General features: G+C 58.3%; 13 protein-coding genes, 2 tRNA genes, 1 other RNA gene and 1 pseudogene. 13 read left to right on the top strand and 4 right to left on the bottom strand.

All coding sequences use genetic code 11. The features are described 5' to 3' along the window. Positions 1-26: 26 nt before the first annotated feature. Positions 27-794: a hypothetical protein gene (locus DQ405_RS14805; protein ID WP_174824681.1), complete on the bottom strand. Its 768-nt coding sequence runs from the start codon at positions 792-794 to the stop codon at positions 27-29. Positions 795-1007: 213 nt separating this feature from the next. On the opposite strand from DQ405_RS14805, the gene DQ405_RS14800 reads away from it, so the two are divergent. The 3 genes from DQ405_RS14800 to DQ405_RS14790 all read left to right on the top strand — a co-directional run bounded on the left by DQ405_RS14800 (position 1008) and on the right by DQ405_RS14790 (position 2419). After that, positions 1008-1083 (top strand) — tRNA-Glu (locus tag DQ405_RS14800). A gap of 17 nt (positions 1084-1100) precedes the next feature. Beyond that, positions 1101-1176 (top strand) — tRNA-Gly (locus DQ405_RS14795). Between the two features lie 313 nt (positions 1177-1489). Next, entirely contained in the window at positions 1490-2419 is a 930-nt protein-coding gene (locus DQ405_RS14790) for a ZIP family metal transporter (protein ID WP_168424921.1), read from the top strand. 58 nt (positions 2420-2477) lie between these two features. On the opposite strand, the gene DQ405_RS14785 is transcribed toward DQ405_RS14790, so the two are convergent. Beyond that, positions 2478-3464 carry an NAD(P)/FAD-dependent oxidoreductase gene (locus tag DQ405_RS14785; RefSeq protein WP_168424920.1) on the bottom strand — a complete coding sequence of 329 codons (987 nt, stop codon included), beginning with the start codon at positions 3462-3464 and terminating at the stop codon, positions 2478-2480. Between the two features lie 534 nt (positions 3465-3998). On the opposite strand from DQ405_RS14785, the gene ffs reads away from it, so the two are divergent. From ffs to efp, 3 genes are all read left to right on the top strand, one after another. Further along, positions 3999-4095: signal recognition particle sRNA small type (gene ffs / locus DQ405_RS14780), an RNA gene on the top strand. A 179-nt stretch (positions 4096-4274) separates the two neighbouring features. After that, positions 4275-5414: an elongation factor P maturation arginine rhamnosyltransferase EarP gene (earP, locus tag DQ405_RS14775; RefSeq protein WP_174824680.1), complete on the top strand. Its 1140-nt coding sequence runs from the start codon at positions 4275-4277 to the stop codon at positions 5412-5414. 41 nt (positions 5415-5455) lie between these two features. Then, positions 5456-6022, top strand: coding sequence for an elongation factor P (gene efp, locus DQ405_RS14770; protein ID WP_021210189.1), 567 nt, complete (start codon positions 5456-5458; stop codon positions 6020-6022). Between the two features lie 397 nt (positions 6023-6419). Here efp and DQ405_RS14765 read toward each other — a convergent pair whose 3' ends face one another. Next, positions 6420-7769, bottom strand: coding sequence for a class II 3-deoxy-7-phosphoheptulonate synthase (locus tag DQ405_RS14765; RefSeq protein ID WP_168424918.1), 1350 nt, complete (start codon positions 7767-7769; stop codon positions 6420-6422). A 119-nt stretch (positions 7770-7888) separates the two neighbouring features. Here DQ405_RS14765 and DQ405_RS14760 point away from each other — a divergent pair, with 119 nt between their 5' ends. Further along, a complete protein-coding gene (locus DQ405_RS14760; RefSeq protein ID WP_168424917.1) occupies positions 7889-8638 on the top strand; it encodes a spermidine synthase in 750 nt (249 codons plus the stop codon). 646 nt (positions 8639-9284) lie between these two features. Then, positions 9285-10978: pseudogene (locus DQ405_RS14755) on the top strand (DEAD/DEAH box helicase). 511 nt (positions 10979-11489) lie between these two features. Here DQ405_RS14755 and DQ405_RS14750 read toward each other — a convergent pair. After that, entirely contained in the window at positions 11490-11930 is a 441-nt protein-coding gene (locus DQ405_RS14750; RefSeq protein WP_168424915.1) for an REP-associated tyrosine transposase, read from the bottom strand. Between the two features lie 422 nt (positions 11931-12352). On the opposite strand from DQ405_RS14750, the gene ihfB reads away from it, so the two are divergent. The 5 genes from ihfB (at position 12353) to DQ405_RS14725 (ending at position 22087) form a co-directional block, all read left to right on the top strand. Further along, positions 12353-12637 carry an integration host factor subunit beta gene (gene ihfB, locus DQ405_RS14745; protein WP_019340642.1) on the top strand — a complete coding sequence of 95 codons (285 nt, stop codon included), beginning with the start codon at positions 12353-12355 and terminating at the stop codon, positions 12635-12637. 178 nt (positions 12638-12815) lie between these two features. Next, a complete protein-coding gene (locus tag DQ405_RS14740; RefSeq protein ID WP_168424914.1) occupies positions 12816-14288 on the top strand; it encodes an MBL fold metallo-hydrolase RNA specificity domain-containing protein in 1473 nt (490 codons plus the stop codon). A gap of 33 nt (positions 14289-14321) precedes the next feature. After that, the gene (gene wecB / locus DQ405_RS14735) at positions 14322-15452 is read left to right on the top strand and encodes a non-hydrolyzing UDP-N-acetylglucosamine 2-epimerase (RefSeq protein ID WP_168424913.1); all 1131 of its coding nucleotides are present in this window, start codon (positions 14322-14324) and stop codon (positions 15450-15452) included. A gap of 1 nt (position 15453) precedes the next feature. Further along, positions 15454-16701, top strand: coding sequence for a UDP-N-acetyl-D-mannosamine dehydrogenase (wecC, locus tag DQ405_RS14730; RefSeq protein ID WP_168424912.1), 1248 nt, complete (start codon positions 15454-15456; stop codon positions 16699-16701). Between the two features lies 1 nt (position 16702). Next, entirely contained in the window at positions 16703-22087 is a 5385-nt protein-coding gene (locus DQ405_RS14725) for an FkbM family methyltransferase (protein ID WP_168424911.1), read from the top strand. Positions 22088-22103: the final 16 nt, after the last annotated feature.

Genomic DNA, 22103 nt, shown 5'->3' with positions numbered 1-22103 from the left:
CTGTCTTCACTCGTAGCGGTCTACGCCTAGTAAATATTGTTCTTTTTCCAGTCTTCTTCGTTTTCGAGATGCTTCAAACCTTCGGTCAGGGCGCTGGGTTCGTCAAGCTTCGGCCGCTGTTGGGTCTGCTCGAGTTTGTTGGCATGTGCGTAGCTGGCTTCGAGTTGTTCCAGATCGGACTGATAGTCGGCCAGATTGGCTTGCTTGCGGATGTGCTGAATGCCACGTTCAAAGGCGAGACGAGCCTTGTGCGCGTTGCCTTGTTGTAGAGCGTGCTGGCCGGCATTGGTGAAGTACTCGACATGCAGCATCACCATCATCCGTTGGATCTGTTGAATCCAGCGTTTGGCAGCCGTCGTATCCAGTTGGTTCTGCTTGTTGGCCCAGATAATCTGGGCGTGCAGATCTTCGAGCAACAAGCGGATCTCCTTGGCCTGGGCCTCGGTGGTCACTTTCAGTGGCGGGTTTTGCACCGGAATATCGTCGCCCTTGGCGACGTTGCTGCGCAGGGCATCGACACGTGCCCTTAAAGCAGTGCTCTTCTTATCCAGCGGAAGTAGTCGCTCGCCCAGGTGCAGTTCCAGGCGCGCCAGCAACAATTTGAGCGAGGGCGTCATCATCTGTCCTGGAAAGCTTTCGGAGAGATTGGCGCAGCGGCGCATTCGATCGCTGAGTTCGGCGCGCACGCGAGCCTTTTCCAGATTGTTCTTTTCAACGATCTGGTTGATCACACCAATCGCTATCAACACCAACAGGCCACCAACGACCAATCCTGCAATCAGAACGGGGGACACGAGACGCACCTCTCTAACCGGGCGGTTTTTGCCGAGTGTAGAGCGTTGTATGGCAAGCTGATAGCTCAACTCCGCTTCGGAAAGCAGTCATGAATTTTTTTTCACGCCATGCTTGACGGCTCTCCACGGGCTCCATAGAATGCGCGCCACTTGCAGCGTGAAGCACATCGCAAACGCTGGAAGCCGGAATGAAAGCTGTAGTTTCCGGGCTGCGTCCCCTTCGTCTAGTGGCCTAGGACACCGCCCTTTCACGGCGGTAACAGGGGTTCGAGTCCCCTAGGGGACGCCATTTTTGTTGTAGATAGCGCGGGAATAGCTCAGTTGGTAGAGCACGACCTTGCCAAGGTCGGGGTCGCGAGTTCGAGTCTCGTTTCCCGCTCCAAATTCGCTGATGTGAGGCCTAGGCCGAATCATCAGCTCAAAGAAAGCGACCTTGAGTCGCTTTTTTTGTGCCTGAAATTTATGTTTCGCCCTGCGCTCATTGCATCTGGCTTGCGCCGGGTTCCCTCTACCAGCCCGTCGGGCACGTCTCTGAATACCCGCATCAAAAACTCAGCGAGCTCATCACTGTCTGATTGTTAGACGCTCGTCGCGCCTTGCGCGTAGTGGTGCCCCAAGGCAGTTCTCTGGCTGACCGCCCGGCGCCCCTTCGTCAGTCAGGGCGAACGACAGGACTTTCATTCGGGGCCTTCATCATGGCAAGCACTCAAAGCGCCGCAGCGACGCTTCGCTCGGCATGGATAGCTCATGCGCAGGCAAAACCGGCCATCGCGTTGGGGTTGTTCGGCGCGGTTCTGGTCGTAATGCTGTTGTTAGGTGCCAGTGGCTACAGCGCGTTCCGCAACGGTGACGAGAGTCATATCCGCTACGCGCTGCTAGGCGGTACGGCCGGCTTCGCGGCCACGGCGCTCGGTGCATTGATGGCGATCGCTCTCGGCAATATCTCCACGCGCACCCAGGACAGTATGCTCGGCTTCGCTGCCGGCATGATGCTCGCGGCCAGCTCGTTCTCGTTGATTCTTCCAGGTCTCGCTGCGGCCCGCGACCTGTTTGGCAGTGGGCCTGCGGCCGCCTTTACCGTGGTGGTAGGGCTCGGCTTTGGTGTGTTGTTAATGCTCGGGTTGGATTATTTCACGCCGCACGAGCATGAAAGTGCAGGGGCCTTTGGCCCCGATCACCAGCGTATGAGCCGGGTGTGGCTGTTTGTCTTCGCCATCATTCTGCACAACATTCCGGAAGGTATGGCGATCGGCGTGAGCTTCGCCGATGGCGACATGAATGTTGGTCTGCCGCTCACCATGGCCATCGCCATACAGGACATCCCCGAAGGGCTGGCCGTTGCATTAGCGTTGCGAACCACTGGTCTTTCGGCGTGGCGGTCAATAATGGTTGCTGCTGCATCGGGCCTGATGGAGCCGCTTGGCGCATTGGTGGGTTTGGGCATATCCAGTGGTTTGGCTGTCGCTTACCCGGTCAGCCTCGGGCTGGCCGCGGGTGCAATGATCTTCGTGGTCTCGCATGAAGTCATTCCCGAAACCCATCGCAACGGCCATCAAACCCCGGCAACGGTCGGTCTGATGGGCGGTTTCGCGGTGATGATGTTCCTCGACACTGCGCTGGGCTAGGTCGGGCTGAGGGGGAGGCCGCCGCTCTTCGCTCGGCGGCCTGGATCGAGTTGCCTTGCTAGAGCTGCTCGAGCAGCCGTCGTGCGGCTTCCTGGCCGCTGAGCCAGGCTCCTTCGACGCGGCCTGATAAACACCAGTCGCCACAGGCATAAAGACCGAGGTGGGCATCAGCCAATGCGCCCCATTCATGAGATTGGCTCGGGCGTGCATAGAGCCAGCGGTGGGCGAGAGTGAATTCCGGAGCCGGTACTACGCAGTCGATCAGCTCGGCAAATGCGCCGTGCAGCTGCTCGATCACCGATTCCCTGGACATATCCACATGTTGGCGGCTCCAGGCGCTACTCGCATGCAGTACCCAGATGTCGAGATGATCATCGCGTCCGGGGCGGCTGTGATGCCGGGCGAGCCAATCAAGGGCATCGTCCTGAACGAAACAGGCTTCAAGACTGGTTTCGAGCGGCTTGGCGAAGCCCAGGGCGGCGGACCAAGTCGGTTCCATGGCTACGCTGGCGGCGACGGCAGCCAGTTTTGGTGCGGAGGCCAGCAACGTACTGGCTTGGGGCGCAGGTATGGCGATGATCAGTTGGCTGAACGGACCGTGATTGTTGCCCTCGGCATCAACCAGCGTCCAGTATTCCTCGCCCCGAAAGGCTTCCGTTATGCGGCAGGACAGCTTGGTCGGTAGCTCGCCGAGCAGCCCGGCGGCGATCGCGCTCATGCGTGGCACGCCTACCCAGCGCAGTTGCTCGTCTGCTGAAGGCGACAGCTGTCCGTCACGGGACTGGTAGAGGTTGGGTGACCATTCGGCGACCCAGCCCTCGGCTTGCCATTGGTGCACGGTCTCAGTGAAGCGGCGATCCCGGGCAGTGAAATACTGGGTGCCGAGATCGATGTGGCCGGCATCGGTGCGCTTGCTGGTCATGCGACCACCCAGGCCGCGGCTCTTGTCGAATAGCTGGACAGGCTGCCCGGCCGCATGCAGTGCCTGCGCGGCAGAGAGCCCTGCAATGCCGGTGCCGACGATGGCAATGGGAGCTTTGCTCATGCTTACCTCTTTCGATAGCGCCGCCAGTCTCCGCTGCGCGACAACTGCGCTGGTTCGTTCGGTCCTGATGCCGCCTCACGAGTGAAACGGCATTGCGGGTGCATTCCCTATCCTCAAACAGACCGTAGCTTTTGCATAGGGGTTCGGGTCGATAGGGGGTGCATGAGGCCCATATTTCTGCGCGGTCTGACGGGCGGCAGTGGGAGGGATACATCGATCTGGCGAGTGCCGGTGAAAGATCATTAAGCGGCACAAGGTTGGTCGAGCCGACATTTCCTATATCGCCTGCGATCGCCTCGGATGGATTGGCTGTTACAACCAGCAGTCGGTGATTTGCCTGTATGCATGTACTCGGTCTCATCGATGCACCGCCTGCGCGTGACCTCCTTCGGAAGAGTGCGGCGCGCAGATCCGGCGTATTCGTTATGCCTGGCGAGTCAATGCGTTAGCGTGCGCAGGGATTGGTTGTAAGTTGGGAATAAGCCGGTACAATGGCGCCGCTCGCCGCCAGGCGGGTTTTGTTATGGTGGGCCCTGCCGGTCCCCTCGCAACGATCAGCCGTGAACCCGGTCAGGCCCGGAAGGGAGCAGCCGCAGCGGTGACATTGTGTGCCGGGGTGTGGCTGGTAGGGTTCACCTCCATAACATTTATTTCCCCCTCTTTTCCCTTCGCCCTGGTGCCATTGGCTCCGGCGTTTTCCTGTTCCTGCCGTTTGCAGCCGTAATGATTGCGCGTGCTGCCAGGCTGTATCCTTGGCTCCTCAAGACTGTTCGGCGAGAGCGGTCTGGCACTGAGTGAAGGGGCATGGTTTTGTCGGTCAAAGCGAGCTGGGACATCTTCTGCGTTGTTGTCGACAACTACGGCGATATCGGCGTGACCTGGCGCCTGGCGCGGCAGCTGGTGGCCGAGCATGGCCAGAGGGTGCGGCTGTGGGTTGACGACCTGAACACGTTCTCCCGGCTTTGCCCGGGTGCCAGCGCCACGGCTGATCAGCAGTGGCATGAAGGCGTCGAGGTGCGCCATTGGGCGCCGGATTGGCCGGGTGCCGAGCCAGCGGATGTGGTGATCGAAGCCTTCGCCTGCCAACTGCCCACAGCGTATATCGAGGCGATGGCCGGCAGCGGACGCCGTATCCTCTGGCTCAATCTGGAATACCTCAGCGCCGAAGACTGGGTGGTGGGCTGCCATGCATTGCCGTCGATGCAGCCCGATGGATTGCAGAAGTACTTTTTCTTTCCGGGATTCGAGCAGGGCACTGGCGGACTGATTCGCGAAGGTGATCTGCTGGCGCGACGGGAGGCATTCCAGAGCGATCCGGCGCTGCGCGAGGCTTTCCTGCAAAGCTTCGATCTGACCGTGCAACCCGGCACGCGGCTACTCTCGCTGTTCGCCTATGAAAACCAGGCCGTTGCCGGATGGCTCGACGCGTTGGCTGCCGACACGCGCTCTTCACATCTGCTGGTGCCGGAGGGGCGAGTTTTGGGGGATGTGGCGCGCTGGCTAGGACTGGAGTCGCTGCAAACTGGCGATTGCCACGTCCGGGGGGCGCTACAGATAACGGTATTGCCTTTCATGACCCAGAACCAGTACGACATGCTCCTGTGGTGCTGTGATTTCAATGCGGTGCGCGGCGAGGAATCGTTCATTCGTGCGCAGTGGGCGGGCCGCTCGCTGGTCTGGCATATTTATCCGCAGGAGGAAGATGCGCACTGGGACAAGCTCAATGCCTTCCTCGAACTCTACTTGCGCGACCTGGCGCCGGGCCCGACTGCTGCGCTGCGAGCGTTCTGGAACGCCTGGAACTCAGGGCAGGGGAGCGGCATAGCGTGGTCAGCGATGCTCGAATACGAGACCGAACTGCGCGCCCATGCTGAGCGCTGGACGCACAAACAGGTCGCTAACGGTGACCTGGCCGGAAAGCTGGTCTTTTTTTACACAGATTGGCTATGATACGCGGCCTGTTTTTTGTCTCTAATCCACCGGATATTCGTATGAAAACCGCACAAGAGTTCCGTGCCGGCCAAGTGGCCGTTATCAACGGCGCACCCTGGGTCATCCAGAAAGCCGAGTTCAACAAATCCGGCCGTAACAGTGCCGTGGTCAAGATGAAGCTGAAGAACCTGCTCAATGGTTCGGCGACCGAGACCGTCTACAAGGCCGACGACAAGCTGGAGCCGGTAATTCTCGAGCGCAAGGAAGTGACCTACTCCTACTTCGCCGATCCGCTGTACGTATTCATGGACGAAGAGTTCAACCAGTACGAAATCGAGAAGGACGACCTGGAAGGCGTCATGACCTTCATCGAAGACGGCATGACCGACGTCTGCGAAGCCGTGTTCTACAACGACAAGGTGATCTCGGTTGAACTGCCGACCACTATCGTTCGTGAAATTGTCTACACCGAGCCGTCCGTACGTGGCGACACTTCCGGCAAGGTCATGAAGACCGCCCGCCTGAAGAACGGTGCCGAGCTGCAGGTTTCGGCCTTCTGCGAAATCGGTGACTCGATCGAGATCGACACCCGTACCGGCGAGTACAAGTCCCGTATCAAGGCCTGATTCAGCCCTTGTGGACAAGCCCGGCGCTGTTCCGGGCGACTCGAAAACGAAACCCCGCTTTGGCGGGGTTTTCGTTTTTCAGCAGTTTGGTAATCGCCGCGGGTCGCGCCTGCTATGGAAAGCGGCGCGGTGCAAGGCTTAGGCGCTTGGTTTGCCTTTGCTTTACTTTGCTTTCGTGGGAGGCCGCCCACGGGCGAAGCTTTTGCCTCTTAGCGCCGCAGTGACGCCTTCGCCGCGGGTCGCGCCTCCTACCAAAAGCGGCGCGGCGCGCGGCTTAGCCGCTTGGTTTGTCCTTTGCTTTGCTTTGCTTTTGTGGGAGGCCCGCTGTCGTGCAACCAAAGGTTTTTGCCGCCGGTTCACCAACCGAACCTGGGCCTAAGCGCTGCGTAGAAAGCCATCAGCTCGGCCGCACCTGCTTCAGTGTCTCGGCAATCATGAATGCCATTTCCAGCGACTGATCGGCGTTGAGCCGCGGATCGCAGTGGGTGTGGTAGCGGTCGGAGAGGCCGTCTTCGGTGATCGGGCGCGAACCGCCGATGCACTCGGTGACATTCTGCCCGGTCATTTCGATATGGATGCCGCCCGGATAGCTGCCTTCGGTGCGGTGTACGTCGAAGAACTGCCGCACCTCGGCGAGTACTCGTGCAAAGTCACGGGTCTTGTAACCGCTGGAAGCCTTCATGGTGTTGCCGTGCATCGGGTCCGAACTCCACAGCACATGGCGACCTTCGGCCTGCACGGTCCGGATCAGGCGCGGCAGCCCATCCTGAACCTTGTCAGCGCCCATGCGCACGATCAGGTTCAGGCGGCCCGGGTCGTTCTCGGGGTTGAGGATGTCGATCAGGCGGATCAGCTCCTCGCTGTCCATGCTCGGCCCGACCTTCACACCGATCGGGTTGCCTACGCCGCGCAGGAATTCTACGTGTGCGCCGTCCAACTGCCGCGTGCGATCGCCGATCCAGAGCATATGTGCCGAGCAGTCGTACCAGCCTCCGCTGAGGCTGTCCTGGCGCACGAACGCCTGTTCGTAGTTCAGCAGCAGGGCTTCGTGAGCGGTAAAGAAGTTCGTCTCGCGCAGCTGCGGCGCATTGTCCATGCCGCAAGCGCGCATGAACCTCAGTGCCTGATCGATGCGTGCGCCGAGTTGGTGATACTTCTCCGCCATTTGCGAGTTGGCGATGAAGTCGAGATTCCATTGGTGCACCTGATGCAGGTCGGCGAAACCGCCCTGAGCGAAGGCGCGAAGCAGGTTCAGGCTGGACGTCGACTGATGGTAGGCCTGCAGCAAGCGCTCCGGATCCGGCACGCGGCTTTTCTCATCGAAACCAATGCCGTTGACAATATCGCCGCGATAGGCGGGCAGGGTGACGCCATCGATGGTCTCGCTGCCCGAAGAGCGCGGCTTGGCGAATTGGCCCGCCATGCGTCCGACCTTGATCACGGGGCAGCCTGCGGCGAAGGTCATCACCACTGCCATCTGCAGCAGCACTTTGAAGGTGTCGCGGATCTTCGGCGCGGAAAACTCGACAAAGCTTTCCGCGCAATCACCACCCTGAAGCAGAAAGGCGCGACCCTGAGTGACCTCGGCGAATTGCCGGCGCAGCTCTCGTGCCTCGCCAGCGAACACCAGCGGTGGCAGGCTCGCCAGTGTCCCTTCGACGCGCTTCAGATGCTCGGCGTCCGGGTACTCGGGTTGCTGCTGGATGGGCTTGCCTCTCCAGCTGGTGGGGCTCCAGGCTTGGCTCATGTAGGTGATGTCCGTCGGCGATAAAGTGCGCCGATTTTACCCCAATGTGCCGCACCGGCGCTGATAGCCCTTGCCAATCGGGCTGGGTAAGATGCGCCGACCGGTTTGGAGTGAGCGCAATGGACAAGCAGGAAGTGTTGCTGGCCGAAGTGAAGGATGCTTTCGGCCTGATCCGTGTGCTGGAGGTAGGGGAGTACCGTTTTCTCGAATTCGGCGCGGCGGTTGAGCAAAGCTGTGTCTTCACGCGGGACCCCAGCTGGCTTGAGTACGACTACACGCGGGCGATGCTGATGGGTGGCCTGCTGCATGCGGCACCCGAAACCGCGCTGTTTCTCGGTCTGGGCGCTGGCACCCTGACCCAGGCATGTCTGGAGTTCCTGCCGTTGGAAGACGTCGAGGCCATCGAACTGCGTCCGGACGTCCCCGAGCTGGCGATGCGTTACCTGGGCTTGCAGAACGATTCGCGACTCTACATCCGCATTGGCGATGCGGTGGAACTGCTCGATTCGGCCGAAACCGCTGACCTAATCTTCGTCGATCTCTATACGGACGTGGGCCCGGCGGCCGCGCATCTGGCGTGGCGCTTTCTCGAGCGCTGTCAGCAGAAGCTGAATCCGGACGGCTGGCTGGTGATCAATCAGTGGGGCACCGACGAGGACAAACCTCTGGGCGCTGCACTGCTGCGCGGTCTGTTCCATCGGCACTACTGGGAATGCCCGGTGAAAGAGGGCAATGTCGTCTTGTTCGTGCCCGCCGACCTCGAGCAAACCCTCGGTGTCGCCGCCTTGCGCGAACGCGCCGCGGCCCTTGCGCCGCGCCTGGGTTATACGCTGGACTCGTTGATCGACGCGCTACGCTCGGCGAGCTGAGCGCCAGATCATCCTCAGGCGGTCCAGCAGCCAAAAGCTTCGCCCCGGGTCGGGCCTCCCACGAAGGGCAGCGATGCATCCCAAGAGCAGCGATGCACTCCGAATCTGTGGGAGGCGCGACCCGCGGCGAAGGGGACTGCCTGGCAGCCCAGCAGCCAAAAGCTTCGCCCCGGTCGGGCCTCTTACGAAGGGCAGCGGTGCATCCCGAAGCAGCGATATATCCCAGAGCAGCGATTTACTCCGAAGCAGCGATGCACTCCGAATCTGTGGGAGGCGCGCCCCGCGGCGAAGGGGGCTGCCTGCCAGCCCAGCAGTCAAAAGCTTCGCTCCCGGTCGGGTCTCCCACGAAAAGCAAGCCAAACCAAGCAGAAGAGCGCGCCCCCACAAGGTCGCTCTCCGCTGACCTAACAAACCTAACTCACAAGACAAATTACACGCACAGCTTCACAGAATTCCGGTATAGTACGCGCCGGCTGAAACACAGCCTGCGTTCAGGTTACTGCAACACACGAAGCGCTGCTTCGGCTGCTATCCGCTTCTCGCGGCTATCCTTGACGATTCATCATTCATTACGTTTTCGCAAACCCCGCCGACCAGGCTGCCAGGGTGACCTTCGGGTTTTGCATGGCATGCGCAGCTTCGGAACATGGGTCTTTGCGGAGCATCAGGAAAAGACCCATGACCCAGGAAATCGGCGGCTTTGCCGCACTCGGTATTCATCCCTCCGTACTCGCTGCCGTCACCGCAGTGGGCTACGAAGAGCCTTCGGCGATTCAGAGCCAGGCTATCCCGGTAATTCTCGGCGGCCACGACATGATCGGCCAGGCCCAGACCGGTACCGGCAAGACCGCAGCCTTCGCGCTGCCGATCCTGTCGAAAATCGATCCCGCTCGTAAAGAAGTGCAGGCGCTGATTCTCGCGCCGACTCGCGAACTCGCACTGCAGGTCGCGACTGCCTTCGAAACCTATTCCAAGCAGATGCCCGGCCTGACCGTCGTCGCGGTCTACGGCGGCGCTCCGATGGGCCCCCAGCTCAAGGCCATTCGCCAGGGCGCGCAGGTCATCGTCGCCACGCCTGGCCGCCTGGTTGATCACCTGAGCCGCAACAGCGCGTTGCTAGGAACGGTCCAGTACCTGGTTCTTGACGAAGCCGACGAGATGCTCAAGCTGGGCTTCATGGACGACCTCGAAGTCATCTTCGAAGCCATGCCGGAAAGCCGCCAGAGCGTACTGTTCTCCGCGACCCTGCCGCATTCCATCCGCGCAATTGCCGAGAAGCACCTGCGCGAGCCGCAACACATCAAGGTCGCCACCAAGACCCAGACCGTCGCCCGTATCGAGCAGGCGCATCTGATGGTCCATGCCGACCAGAAAATCCCGGCTGTACTGCGCTTGTTGGAAGTCGAAGACTTCGACGCACTGATCGCCTTCGTACGCACCAAGCAGGCTACCCTCGACCTCGCCGCTGCCCTTGAAGCCAAGGGCTACAAGGCTGCTGCGCTGAACGGTGACATCGCTCAGAACCAGCGTGAGCGCGTCATCGAATCGCTCAAGGATGGTCGCCTGGATATCGTGGTTGCCACCGACGTGGCCGCCCGCGGCCTCGACGTGGCGCGTATCACCCACGTCTTCAATGTGGACATGCCCTACGATCCGGAATCCTACGTACACCGTATCGGCCGTACCGGTCGGGCCGGTCGTGAAGGCCGTGCATTGCTGCTGGTCACCCCGCGTGAGCGCCGCATGCTGCAGGTCATCGAGCGCGTTACCAACCAAAAGGTTGCCGAAGCGCGTCTGCCGAACGCCCAGCAAGTGCTGGACGCACGCATCAAGAAGCTCACCAACAGCCTGTCGCCGCTGGTCGCGGATGCCGAAGCCAGCCATGGCGAATTGCTCGACAAGCTGGTTGCCGACATCGGCTGCAGCCCACGTGCCCTAGCCGCTGCACTGCTGCGTAAAGCAACCAACGGTCAGGCACTGACCCTGGCGGAAGTTGAGAAGGAGCAGCCGCTGGTTCCAACGGGTGCGCCTCGCGAGCGCTCCGATCGTCCCGAGCGCAGCGGTGATCGCGAGCGTCGCGCACCGATCCCGCTGGCCGAAGGCCGTGCTCGTTGCCGCACCCCGCTGGGTGCACGTGATGGTATCGCCGCGCGCAACCTGCTGGGCGCTATCCTCAACGAAGGCGGCCTGGCCCGCGAAGCCATCGGCCGCATCCAGGTGCGCGACAGCTTCAGCCTGGTCGAGCTGCCGGAAGAGGGTCTTGAGCGCCTGCTCGGCAAACTCAAGGACACCCGCGTCGGCGGCAAGCAACTCAAGCTGCGTCGCTATCGCGAAGATTGATCGTCTCTAGGTGACCAAAAGGGTGGGCTTGATAGCCCACCCTTTTTATTTTCAACGTCTCAACCCGCGCCGCTCCGCTTTTTCGTGGGAGGCGCGCCCCGCGGCGAATGCAGGCCGCAGGCCTGCCCAGCTTCTAAAGCTTCGCCCCGAGGTCGGGGCTCCCACAAGATCCACCTCAGCCGCTCTGTGGGAGCCGCGACCCGCGGCGAATGCAGACCGCAGGTCTGCCCATCAATCCCAACCCACCCTTCGCAAAGCCCCGACCCCACCGCGCTTCTGTGGGAGCCGCGACCCGCGGCGAATGCAGACCGCAGGTCTGCCCAACAATCCCACCCTTCGCAAGCCCGATCCCACCACGCTTCTGTGGGAACCGCGCCCTCGCGGCGAATGCGGCCAAAGGCCTGCCCAACAATCCCAGTCCACCCTTCGCAAAGCCCCGACGCCGCCGCGCTTCTGTGGGAGCTGCGACCCCGCGGCGAATGCAGGCCAAAGGTCCGCGAACAACCTCAACCTACAACCAAGCCGCATCCCAGTGCGGATAGTCACCAATCTGATCTACCAGCCCGGCTCTCAGCGGGTTCGCGACGATGTATCGCGCTACCGACCTCAGATCCTCCTCTCTACGCAGCGCTCGGTCATGAAACCCGGCCTGCCAGACTGACTGCCCGATATACCTGGCTGAGATCGATTTGACTCGCCCAACCAGCTGAGGCAACGTGCCTTGCCCTAGCTGGACCAGCCAATGAAGATGATCAGGCATCACGACAAAGGCCCATGTCTTACTCGTACCCCTTGCTTCATCGGATTGCATGGTGCGAATCAGCGCTCGTGCCGCGGCCATATCGCGAAAAACAGGCTTTCGATGCTGAGCGACAGTCGTAACCAGATAGATCTGACCCTGGACAGACCAGCGGCCTTTGCGAAGGCGGTTCGATGCCGAATAAGCGTCCATGCTTTTTCCATCCTTTGCTCGTTTCCTGCAGCATAACGTCTATATGTGCTGACGTTGGCGATCCGTTCCCCACCATCGGACATCGGTCGATCGTGAAACGCTTCGCCCCGAGGTCGGGGCTCCCACAGAGCCAACCTGCACCCCGTGGGAGCCGCGACCCCGCGGCGAATGCCGCCCAAGGCCTGCCCAACAATCCCAGCCCACCCTTCGCAAAGCCTCCGATCCCACCTCGCTTCTGTGGGAGCCGCGACCGCGCGGCGAACGCAGACCGCAGGTCTGCCCAGCAATCCCGCAAATCTCCACCTCAAGCCCCGGCCCTTCCAAAACCTGACCCAAACGTCCAGGCTGTTCAAACTCTGAACAACATGCTACAAACGATCGCAACCCAAATGATCTAGCCGCTTGAAAACGAAGGGAAAACCATGACCAAGTCGGAGTTGATCGAGCGTATCGTCACCCAGCAAGGCCTTCTTTCGTCCAAGGATGTCGAGCTGGCCATCAAGACCATGCTCGAGCAAATGGCCCAGGCATTGGCAACCGGAGACCGCATTGAGATTCGCGGTTTTGGCAGTTTTTCCCTCCATTACCGCGCCCCGCGCGTCGGCCGCAATCCGAAGACCGGCCAATCCGTCCCGCTCGATGGCAAGTTCGTTCCGCATTTCAAGCCGGGGAAGGAATTGCGGGATAGGGTGAATGAGGACGAGTAAGAACAAGTTGCATGCATGCAGCGTCCGGCCACAAATCAACTCAAGCGCTTTGATTTAGAAAAGTTCCATTGCGAGGAAAATTTATTTTTTCCGCGCTTGGTGTGTGGACAATCGCATGGCAGAATGCCGCGCTTTTGAGATGTCGCTCACATAGCCAGGTTAAAGGAACTAACCACCAATGCCCCTCTTTCCTCAGATTACCCATCACGGCGCGGTGAGCGGTGTGACCGGCTCATGTCACGAACTACACGCTGACGGGGCCAACAGTTATCTGGTTGACTGTGGTTTATTCCAAGGTGCAGATGCCTCCAGCGGCGGAAGAGCGGGGCAGGGTCGTCTGGATATCGAGTTCCCACTCGACACCGTGCGGGCTTTAATCGCAACGCATGTTCACATCGACCATGTCGGAAGAATTCCCTATCTGCTCGCTGCGGGATTCAAAGGCCCCATTCTGTGCAGCGAACCCTCAGCCAAGCTGCTGCCAATCGTGCTGGAAGATGCATTCAAGCTGGGTGTTAGTCGTGACCAGAGGCAGGTTGAGCGCTATATAAAACTGATCGAGCAGCGCATCATCGCGCTCCCTTACAAAATATGGTTCACGCTGCAGGAATCTGCCGAACTAATCTGTCGCGTTCGTCTCCAGCGGGCCGGACATATCCTCGGTTCAGCCTACGTTGAGTTCGATCTGCAGTATCCGCGGACGGGCGAGAAAAAACGCGTCGTGTTCTCGGGCGACCTCGGCGCGCCACACGCTCCGCTGTTGCCGGCACCGAAGCCTCCTCATTGCGCCGACATTCTGGTCATCGAAAGTACCTATGGTGACCGCAATCACGAAGATCGCCGCACACGCCGTCAGCGCCTCGAAGCCGTAATTGAAAGAGCCTTGAAAGACCAGGGTACCGTGCTAATCCCAGCCTTCAGCATAGGCCGCACCCAAGAATTGCTCTACGAGCTGGAAACGATCATTCACAACAAGGCCAAACGGCTTCCTGTTGTAGGAGCGAGCTTGCTCGCGAATAGCCCTAGTGATTCGGAGAACTCAACCAACTGGCCGGAGCTCCCCATCATCCTCGACTCGCCCCTGGCCAGCCGCTTCACTGCAGCCTATCGAGAACTGCAGCCCTTCTGGAATCAGGAAGCGCTCAAGCGTGTACAATCCGGCCGCCGTCCGTTGGGATTTGAGCAGCTGATCACTGTTGATAGCCACGGCGAACATATACGCATGGTCCAACACCTCGCGCGTACCGCTCGTCCGGCAATTGTCATTGCTGGTAATGGCATGTGTTCGAGTGGACGTATCGTCAACTACTTGAAGGCCATGCTGGGCGATTCAAGGCATAACGTGTTGTTTGTGGGCTATCAGGCGGCGGGAACGCCCGGTCGGGCAATTCAGTCACATGGCCCGGCGGGTGGTTATGTCGATTTCGAAGGTGAGCGGTTGGACATCAGCGCTGGCATTTCGAGCATTGGCGGCTATTCCGCACATGCCGATCAGGATGGGCTAATCAAATTTGTAACCGGGATGCGGCGAATGCCATCCCATATTCGCATCGTTCACGGCGAGCAAAAGGCAAAACAGACATTGGCCGAAAGGCTTGATGCGCTCTATCAAGGTAAGCAGCAAGCGTTGCAGCTCACAATCCCGCAGTAAGGCATACGTGCCGACTCAAGCTATGGATACGGTATGACAGTCAAAACCCTCTGTGTGTTCGGCACACGCCCCGAAGCAATCAAAATGGCGCCCTTGGCCTTGTCGTTAAACGCAGATGCTCGTTTCGATGCCAAAGTCTGTGTGACCGGCCAGCATCGGCAGATGCTCGATCAGGTGCTTGAGCTGTTCGAACTGACACCTGACTTCGATCTGAACATCATGAAGCCCGGCCAAGACCTGACGGACGTCACCAGTGCCATCCTGCTAGGCATGAAGCAGGTGTTCACAGAGTTCAAGCCCGATGTCGTACTGGTTCACGGCGACACTGCTACGACCTTCGCTACGACCGTCGCAGCCTATTACCATCAGATTCCCGTTGCCCATGTCGAGGCCGGGCTGCGCACAGGCAATATTTATTCGCCGTGGCCCGAGGAGGGTAACCGCAAGCTGACCGGAGCTCTTGCCGCCATCCATTTTGCGCCGACCGAAACGTCCCGCCAGAACTTGGTGCGCGAAGGCATCACCAGGGGCATTGAGGTCACCGGCAATACAGTGATTGACGCATTGTTGCAGGTGGTTGCCAAACTAGACCAAGACACCGGGTTGCAGCAGCGCTTTCAAGAGCAGTTCGCCTTCCTGCGTGGGGATAGCCGGCTAGTATTGGTAACCGGTCACCGCCGGGAAAGCTTCGGTGGCGGCTTCGAACGTATTTGTCAGGCGCTGGCCGATACCGCGAAGGCGTTTCCTGAGGTCGAGATCGTATATCCCGTTCACTTGAACCCGAACGTCCGCGAGCCGGTCAATCGCCTTCTTGCCGGCATCAACAACGTTCATCTGATCGAGCCGTTGGACTACCTGCCATTCGTTTATTTGATGAATCGCTCTTACCTGATTCTTACCGACTCAGGTGGCATACAAGAAGAAGCCCCCTCGCTGGGTAAACCTGTGCTCGTGATGCGTGACACCACCGAGCGCCCAGAAGCAGTAGAAGCAGGCACCGTGAAGCTCGTCGGCACCCAGGTAGAAGCGTTGACGAGCAATCTCAGAAAGCTTCTGACCGACGACGAGGCTTACCGTGAAATGAGCTTCGCTCATAACCCCTACGGGGATGGCCTCGCGTGCGCCCGCATTCTCGAAACACTTTCTCAGCTTAAGAAGAACTGAAATGAACTTTGAAACTATTTCCGTAGTTGGCCTCGGCTACATTGGCCTTCCCACCGCTGCGGTATTTGCTGCCCGCAAGAAAAAAGTCATCGGTGTTGATGTAAACGAACATGCGGTCACGACCATCAACCGTGGCGAGATCCACATCGTCGAGCCGGATCTCGATATGGTCGTGCACGCCGCAGTTACTGAGGGTTATCTTCGTGCTACTACGAAACCTGAGCCTGCCGACGCCTTTCTGATTGCCGTTCCTACTCCGTTCAAGGGCGATCATGAGCCGGATCTCTCGTACATCGAATCTGCCAGCAAGGCCATCGCGCCAGTACTGAAGAAAGGGGATCTGGTTATTCTGGAGTCCACTTCGCCCGTAGGTGCGACAGAGCAAATGGCCGCTTGGCTGGCCGAAGCTCGGCCGGACTTGAGCTTTCCACAAACTGCGGGCGAGAGTTCTGATGTCCGCGTTGCTCACTGCCCTGAGCGTGTATTGCCTGGCCACGTACTGCGAGAGCTGGTCGAAAATGATCGAATCATTGGCGGTATGACCGCCAAATGCTCCTCAGCTGCCGCCGCCCTCTACAAGACCTTCGTGGAGGGAGAATGCATTATCACGAATGCCCGTACTGCGGAGATGTGCAAGCTGACCGAGAACAGCTTTCGTGATGTAAACATCGCGTTTGCAAACGAGTTGTCCATTATCTGCGAGAAGCTAGAAATCAATGTGTGGGAACTTATCCGCTTAGCGAATCGCCACCCACGGGTAAATATTCTCCAGCCAGGCCCTGGGGTGGGTGGCCACTGTATCGCGGTTGACCCTTGGTTCATCGTTGCTCAGTCCCCGCAAGAGGCACGGTTGATTCGCACAGCCCGCATCGTGAACGACAGCAAGCCGGACTTGGTTGTTGAGCAAATATCGCTGCATGCCAAGGCTCGCGCTAACAACACCGTTTATTGCCTCGGAGCCGCGTTCAAACCTGATATCGACGACTTGCGTGAGAGCCCCTCCGTCGCAATCATTCGTCGGCTGCTGGACGCAGGCCTTACGGTCAAGCTCGTCGAACCCAATATCCAAGTCCTGCCGTCGGTTCTCGAAGACGAGCGCTGCTCTCTGGTTGACTTTGATGATTGCGTGGCCGATCAAGGGAATACGCTCGTCGCGATTCTTGTTGCGCATAAGCAATTCAAAGAGTGCGAGCAGCTCAAGGGTAAAGCTTGCCTGGACTTTTGCGGCGTATTGAACCAAGGGCTGTAACATGGCGACCACTTTGCAAGAAAATCCGTCGAACGACGAGCAGCAACAGGGCAAAGTGGTTGCTTTGTCTATCGGTACCAAACACTACAGTATCTATTTGCCTAACGCCGATATTGATTACATACAAAAAAAGATAAGCACCGAACTCCAGCCTTATGAGCTGGAAATGCTCCAGGACATACAGGCAAACGTATCCGCAGGGGACTTGGTGCTGGATGTCGGCGCGAACATCGGTAATCACACTCTTTATCTCGCCGCGATAGCAGAATGCAAAGTAGTCAGCTTTGAGCCCAATTCCTCGCTGATCGAGGCAATGCGTCGCAGCGTGGAAATCAATCAATTAAGTGAGCGCGTGACGCTGATGCCCTATGGAGTAGGGCATACGGCAGGTAAAGGACACTTCGCCGCGCTAATGGAAGAGAACCTCGGCGGGCAGAGCATCGAAGTAGGCGAGGGCGATATTCGTATCGTTGCGCTCGATGAGCTTGAACTACCTGGGCGCGTGAGGTTGATCAAGGTCGATGTGGAGGGCATGGAGCTGCCAGTGCTGGAAGGCGCTGTAGGATTGATAGAAAAAGACCGGCCGCTTATCTATGTCGAGTGCATAAATGCGGACCACTACAAAACCATTTCCACTTGGATGGAAAGCCACGGTTACGTGTACTGGGATACATTTAACGCCACTCCGACACATCTCTTCCGGCCAGCAGAGAGCGTTTCGCTCGACATGCGCCTCGCACGGCTTCAACACCATGACGTTCTAGCGAACTACCAGAACGCACAGCTGCTGAAAACAACGCGTGACAACCTTGCCAACGCCAACCAGAAGTATCGTGAAGCCTGCCAACGAATCGATGTATTGAAGGAGCAGCTTCACAGCAGTGACACGCGCCAACAAGAGCTAAAGGTGAAGTTGAGCGAGCGGCAGCAGGAACTTGAAGCGGCCCGGCAGGAAGTCGAGCAGATGCGTCAGCGCCTGCATCAGGCCGAGCGGCAATACACCGCAAGGCTTGATGAGCTGGCTTCAGCAATGACAGGTATTGCTGCTGATAAGGTTCAAGTACGCGCGCGTGAACAGGAAATTGAAGCGCAACTCGCCGAGGCCAGACGGGCCTTGGAGTCCGAGCGAGCTCGTAGCGGTTTGCTGGAGAAAAACCTTGCCGAGCGCGAGCAACTGGCTGCGCAGCAGTTAGCTGAACTAGCGGTGCAGCGCGAGCGTAGTGCGGAGCTGCGCACTGCCTACGACGCGCTTAGCGAAGAGTTGGAACGCTATAAGTCGAAATACGAAGAAGAGCTACGCAACGGGCAGTCCGTCCGGGAGCGCTTGGAGGCTACTCGTGAGCAGGGGCTGGAGAGCCGTCGCCAACTTGAAAATGTGCAAGAAGCCTGGAATAGCGAGCGCAAGGTTTTCATCGAACAAGTAGCACTTCTCAATCAACGGTTGGATGCCAAGGCCGGTTTATTACAACAGCGTGAGCATGGAGTAGCGCTGATAGAAGCTGAACTCGATCAGGAAAGGGAACAGCACGAGAAGCTGATCCAGGAGCATCGGAGCGCGACGGTCCATATCGAAACGCTTGAGCAGCAGCTTACGAGCGAGCGTGGAGCCCAGAAGACGCTAGAAAGCGTATTGGCCTCCACCGAAGCGCATGCCGCTCAACTACAGACTAGGCTTGATGAGCTTCTGACAAACGATAAACGGGAAGAAATGACTGCCAAGATCGCCTTGCTGGAAACGGAGCTGGACCGCGTTATGGGGGAGACGAGTAAGTTGCGGGAAGAATTGGTGGCAGAACATAAGCAAAGAGAAGAACAACGTCGTAACGAACATGAGACGGAACTGGCAAACTTGCGCCGAGCGCTCGAGCAACAGCAGGCGCAAATCAGTTCACTGACACAGGAGCTCGCCAAGGAAAGCGATAAACGCCGAGTTGCTGAGCAGAGGTTGATCCAGGCACGAGCCAGCATGACGTATCAACTCGGCTATCAACTAAAGAACGCCAGATCGCTCGGTGGTTTGGTACGCCTCCCGGTTTCTTTAGCTCGGTTGTATCGGCAGGCGAACAAGCAGCGCCAATCTCGCGCCCATCAGCCTGTCGCGATCGAAGCGCCAAAGGTTTTCGAGCATACGCCTATCGGCAGGCCCGCCGAGCCCGAGGTACTTGCAGATGCCAGGCAGTCCGCCGCTTTGCTGCCGCAGCGTATGGCGCAAGGCCAGATTAAGATTGCCTGCATCATGGATGACTTCACCTACGGTTCCTATCAGCCCGAGGCCCAGCTACAACAGCTCACACCGGTAGGCTGGCAGGCAGAGCTTGAGGACTTCCAGCCAGAGCTGCTGTTCATCGAGTCGGCCTGGCGTGGCAAGGATGAACTGTGGGGCAGTAAGGTTGGCCATAACGCCAGCGAATTGCAGCAGATCGTGCGTTGGTGCCGGGCCCGCGGCGTCCCTACGATGTTCTGGAACAAGGAAGATCCGGTCCACTTCGAAACTTTCCTGACCACAGCCAAGCAGTTCGATTTCGTGTTCACCACCGATATGGACTGCATCCATCGTTACAAAGCCGCGTTGGGCCATGATCGAGTCTATTTCCTTCCGTTCGCCTGTCAGCCGAGCGTGCACAATCCTATCGAGCTTTACGAGCGTAAGGATGCGTTCTGCTTCGCCGGTGCTTATTACGCGCGCTATCCGGAACGAACCCGCGATTTGGGCAATTTCGTCGCCAAGTTACCGGAGTTTCGCCCGGTCGAAATATACGACCGTAACTACGGCAAGAACGACCCTAACTATCAGTTCCCGGCGCAATACCAGCCATTCATCGTCGGTACGCTGCCCTTCTCGGAAATCGACCGGGCCTACAAAGGCTATCGTTATGCGATCAATCTGAATTCCATCAAGCAATCTCAGACCATGTTTGCACGCCGTGTTTATGAGCTGCTGGGCTGCAACACCGTGACCGTCAGCAATTACTCACGTGGCGTACGTCTGATGTTCGGTGATCTGGTCATCACCACCGACAGTGGCGAAGAAATGGTGCGTCGGCTGCAAGCGCTGGCCGGCGATGAAGAAAGCAGCGGCAAGCTGCGTCTGGCAGCGCTACGCAAGGTCATGCTGGAGCACACCTACGAGCAGCGCCTGAACTACATCGTGGCGAAGGTAAGCGGTACCCAGGTGGCAAATCCGCTGCCTGAGGTCGCAGTGCTCGGCTACGCGCGTACCGAGGAGAGCGCGCAAGCGATCCTCGCCAACTTCCAACGGCAGACCCACGGGGCCAGTACCCTCTTCCTGGTGCTAGGGCGTAAAGCCCCAACGCCTGAAGTTGAAGACCCACGCATTCGTTACCTTCGCCGCAAGGATGTCGAAGGCAAGCCCATAAGCGATGTAATAGGTGCAGCACAGCTCCTGGCCGGCATGGTCGCCGAAGACTACTACGGCCCCAACTATCTCCTTGATATGGCGATTGCGACGCGCTATAGCAGCGCGAATGCCTTCGGCAAAGTGACCCGCTACAGCTACACAGAGACTGGGATCGAATTGCTGGAGCCTGGTCGTGCCTACCATAACGCTGGTTCGCTGCAGCTGCGTAGTGCCGTTGTGCGTGCGCAATTATTTGCGGCGCTGGACTGCTTCGAGTGGTGCCGCGGATTGATAAGCAGCCGCTATGGCGAAGGCTCGCTACTGGCGGTCGATCCTTTCAACTATTGTGAGAAGGGCGCTGCGGCCGAACTGAATGCCGTTCACCAGCGCGTCGACGATCTCTCGCTTGACACCGGCTTCACCATTGACGAGTTGCAGGCGCGCGCGGAACGCATCGCTCCCGCAGAGCAAGGTTCTTTCGATGTACCAGAGATACGTCTCCAGCAGTTGCAGGAAATCTTTAGGCCATGCAAAAGCAACAATGTTTCCTTTCAGATGGAGGAGCACGGTTGGCTGGTGACGTCCAGGCTGGAGGACGGCAAACATGAATATATCTACGCCGCACGGGACCTAACGCCCGAGGAACTGGGCGGTAAGGAGCAAATAAAGTTTTTCCTGGACGTAACGCCGGGGTTGAACTTGCAGCTGGTCATGCTCTTTCTCGACGCGCAGCAACAGCGCATCAGCCACGTGATCAAGCATGCCAATCGCAACAAAGTGGTGGATGTGCCGCCGGAAACAGCATTCATTCGGGTGGGTTGGCGCGTTTATCAGAGTGGCTGCGCAGAAATCAAAGGCCTATTGCTAGGCCACAAAGATCTGCAGCCCGCCGAGATGCTTGGCTGCGCCGAGCACCTGCTAGTTACCAACCATTACCCTAGCTATGACGATCTCTACCGCAATGGTTTCGTCCATAGTCGTGTTACGGCGTATCGTGAGCGTGGCATGAATGTGGACGTATTCCGGCTGCGCAAAGACGATGCAGCGACCTACCATGAATTTGAAAATATCGATGTAATTACCGGCTCCCAAACCACGCTCAGGAAGTTGCTGGACTCAGGTCGTTATAAGAAGGTGCTGGTTCATTTCCTTGATCCAGATATGTGGCACGTTCTCAAAGATTACGGCGAACGGATCAAGGTAATCGTTTGGGTACATGGTGCAGAAATTCAGCCTTGGTGGCGCCGCCAGTTCAATTTCAAGACTGAAGAGCAGCTGCAAGTAGGTAAGTTGCAAAGTGAGCAGCGGATGACGTTCTGGACTGGTCTGCTTAAGGAGATGCCGGTCAGCCTGAAGATCGTCTTCGTGTCGCACTTTTTTGCCGAGCAGGTAATGGATGACCTTGGCTTCCGCATACCAGAAGAGCGCTATCAGGTCATCCATAATCCTATCGATACGGACCTTTTCAACTATGTCGAGAAGCCAGTTGAGCAACGTAAGAAGGTTCTGTCCATCCGGCCCTATGCTTCGGCAGTATATGCAAATGATCTGAGTGTCAAGGCCATACAATTGCTATCAACGAAGCCTTGGTTCAATGAGTTGGAATTCCGAATGATTGGGGAGGGGCCGCTGTTCGAGGAAACGCTAAAACCACTGGAAAATTATCCCAACGTAAAAATAGAACGCAGATTCTTGAAACGCAGTGACATTGCTGCTCTGCATAAGGAATATGGTTTGTTTCTCTGTCCGAGCCGCATGGATACCCAAGGAGTATCCCGTGATGAGGCCATGGCATCAGGCCTGGTTCCTGTGACCAATGCCGTGGCAGCAATCCCGGAATTTGCTGACGAAGGTTGTGCCATCCTGGCCCTCGAAGATGACTTTGTTGCGTTGGCGGAAGGCATTGCACGATTGGTAGAAAATCCCCAGTTGTTCAACACTATGTCGAAGGCTGCAGTTAAGCGGGTTGAGCAGAAAACGGCGGCAGATCTGATTATTGCAAAGGAAGTCCAGCTTTTTTGCAGCTAAGCGGTTGTGTAGGCTA

The organism is Pseudomonas sp. SST3 (genome assembly GCF_003325755.1).
The sequence above is the reverse complement of the archived record's forward strand: the minus strand, read 5'-3'. Positions and strand labels throughout refer to the sequence as shown.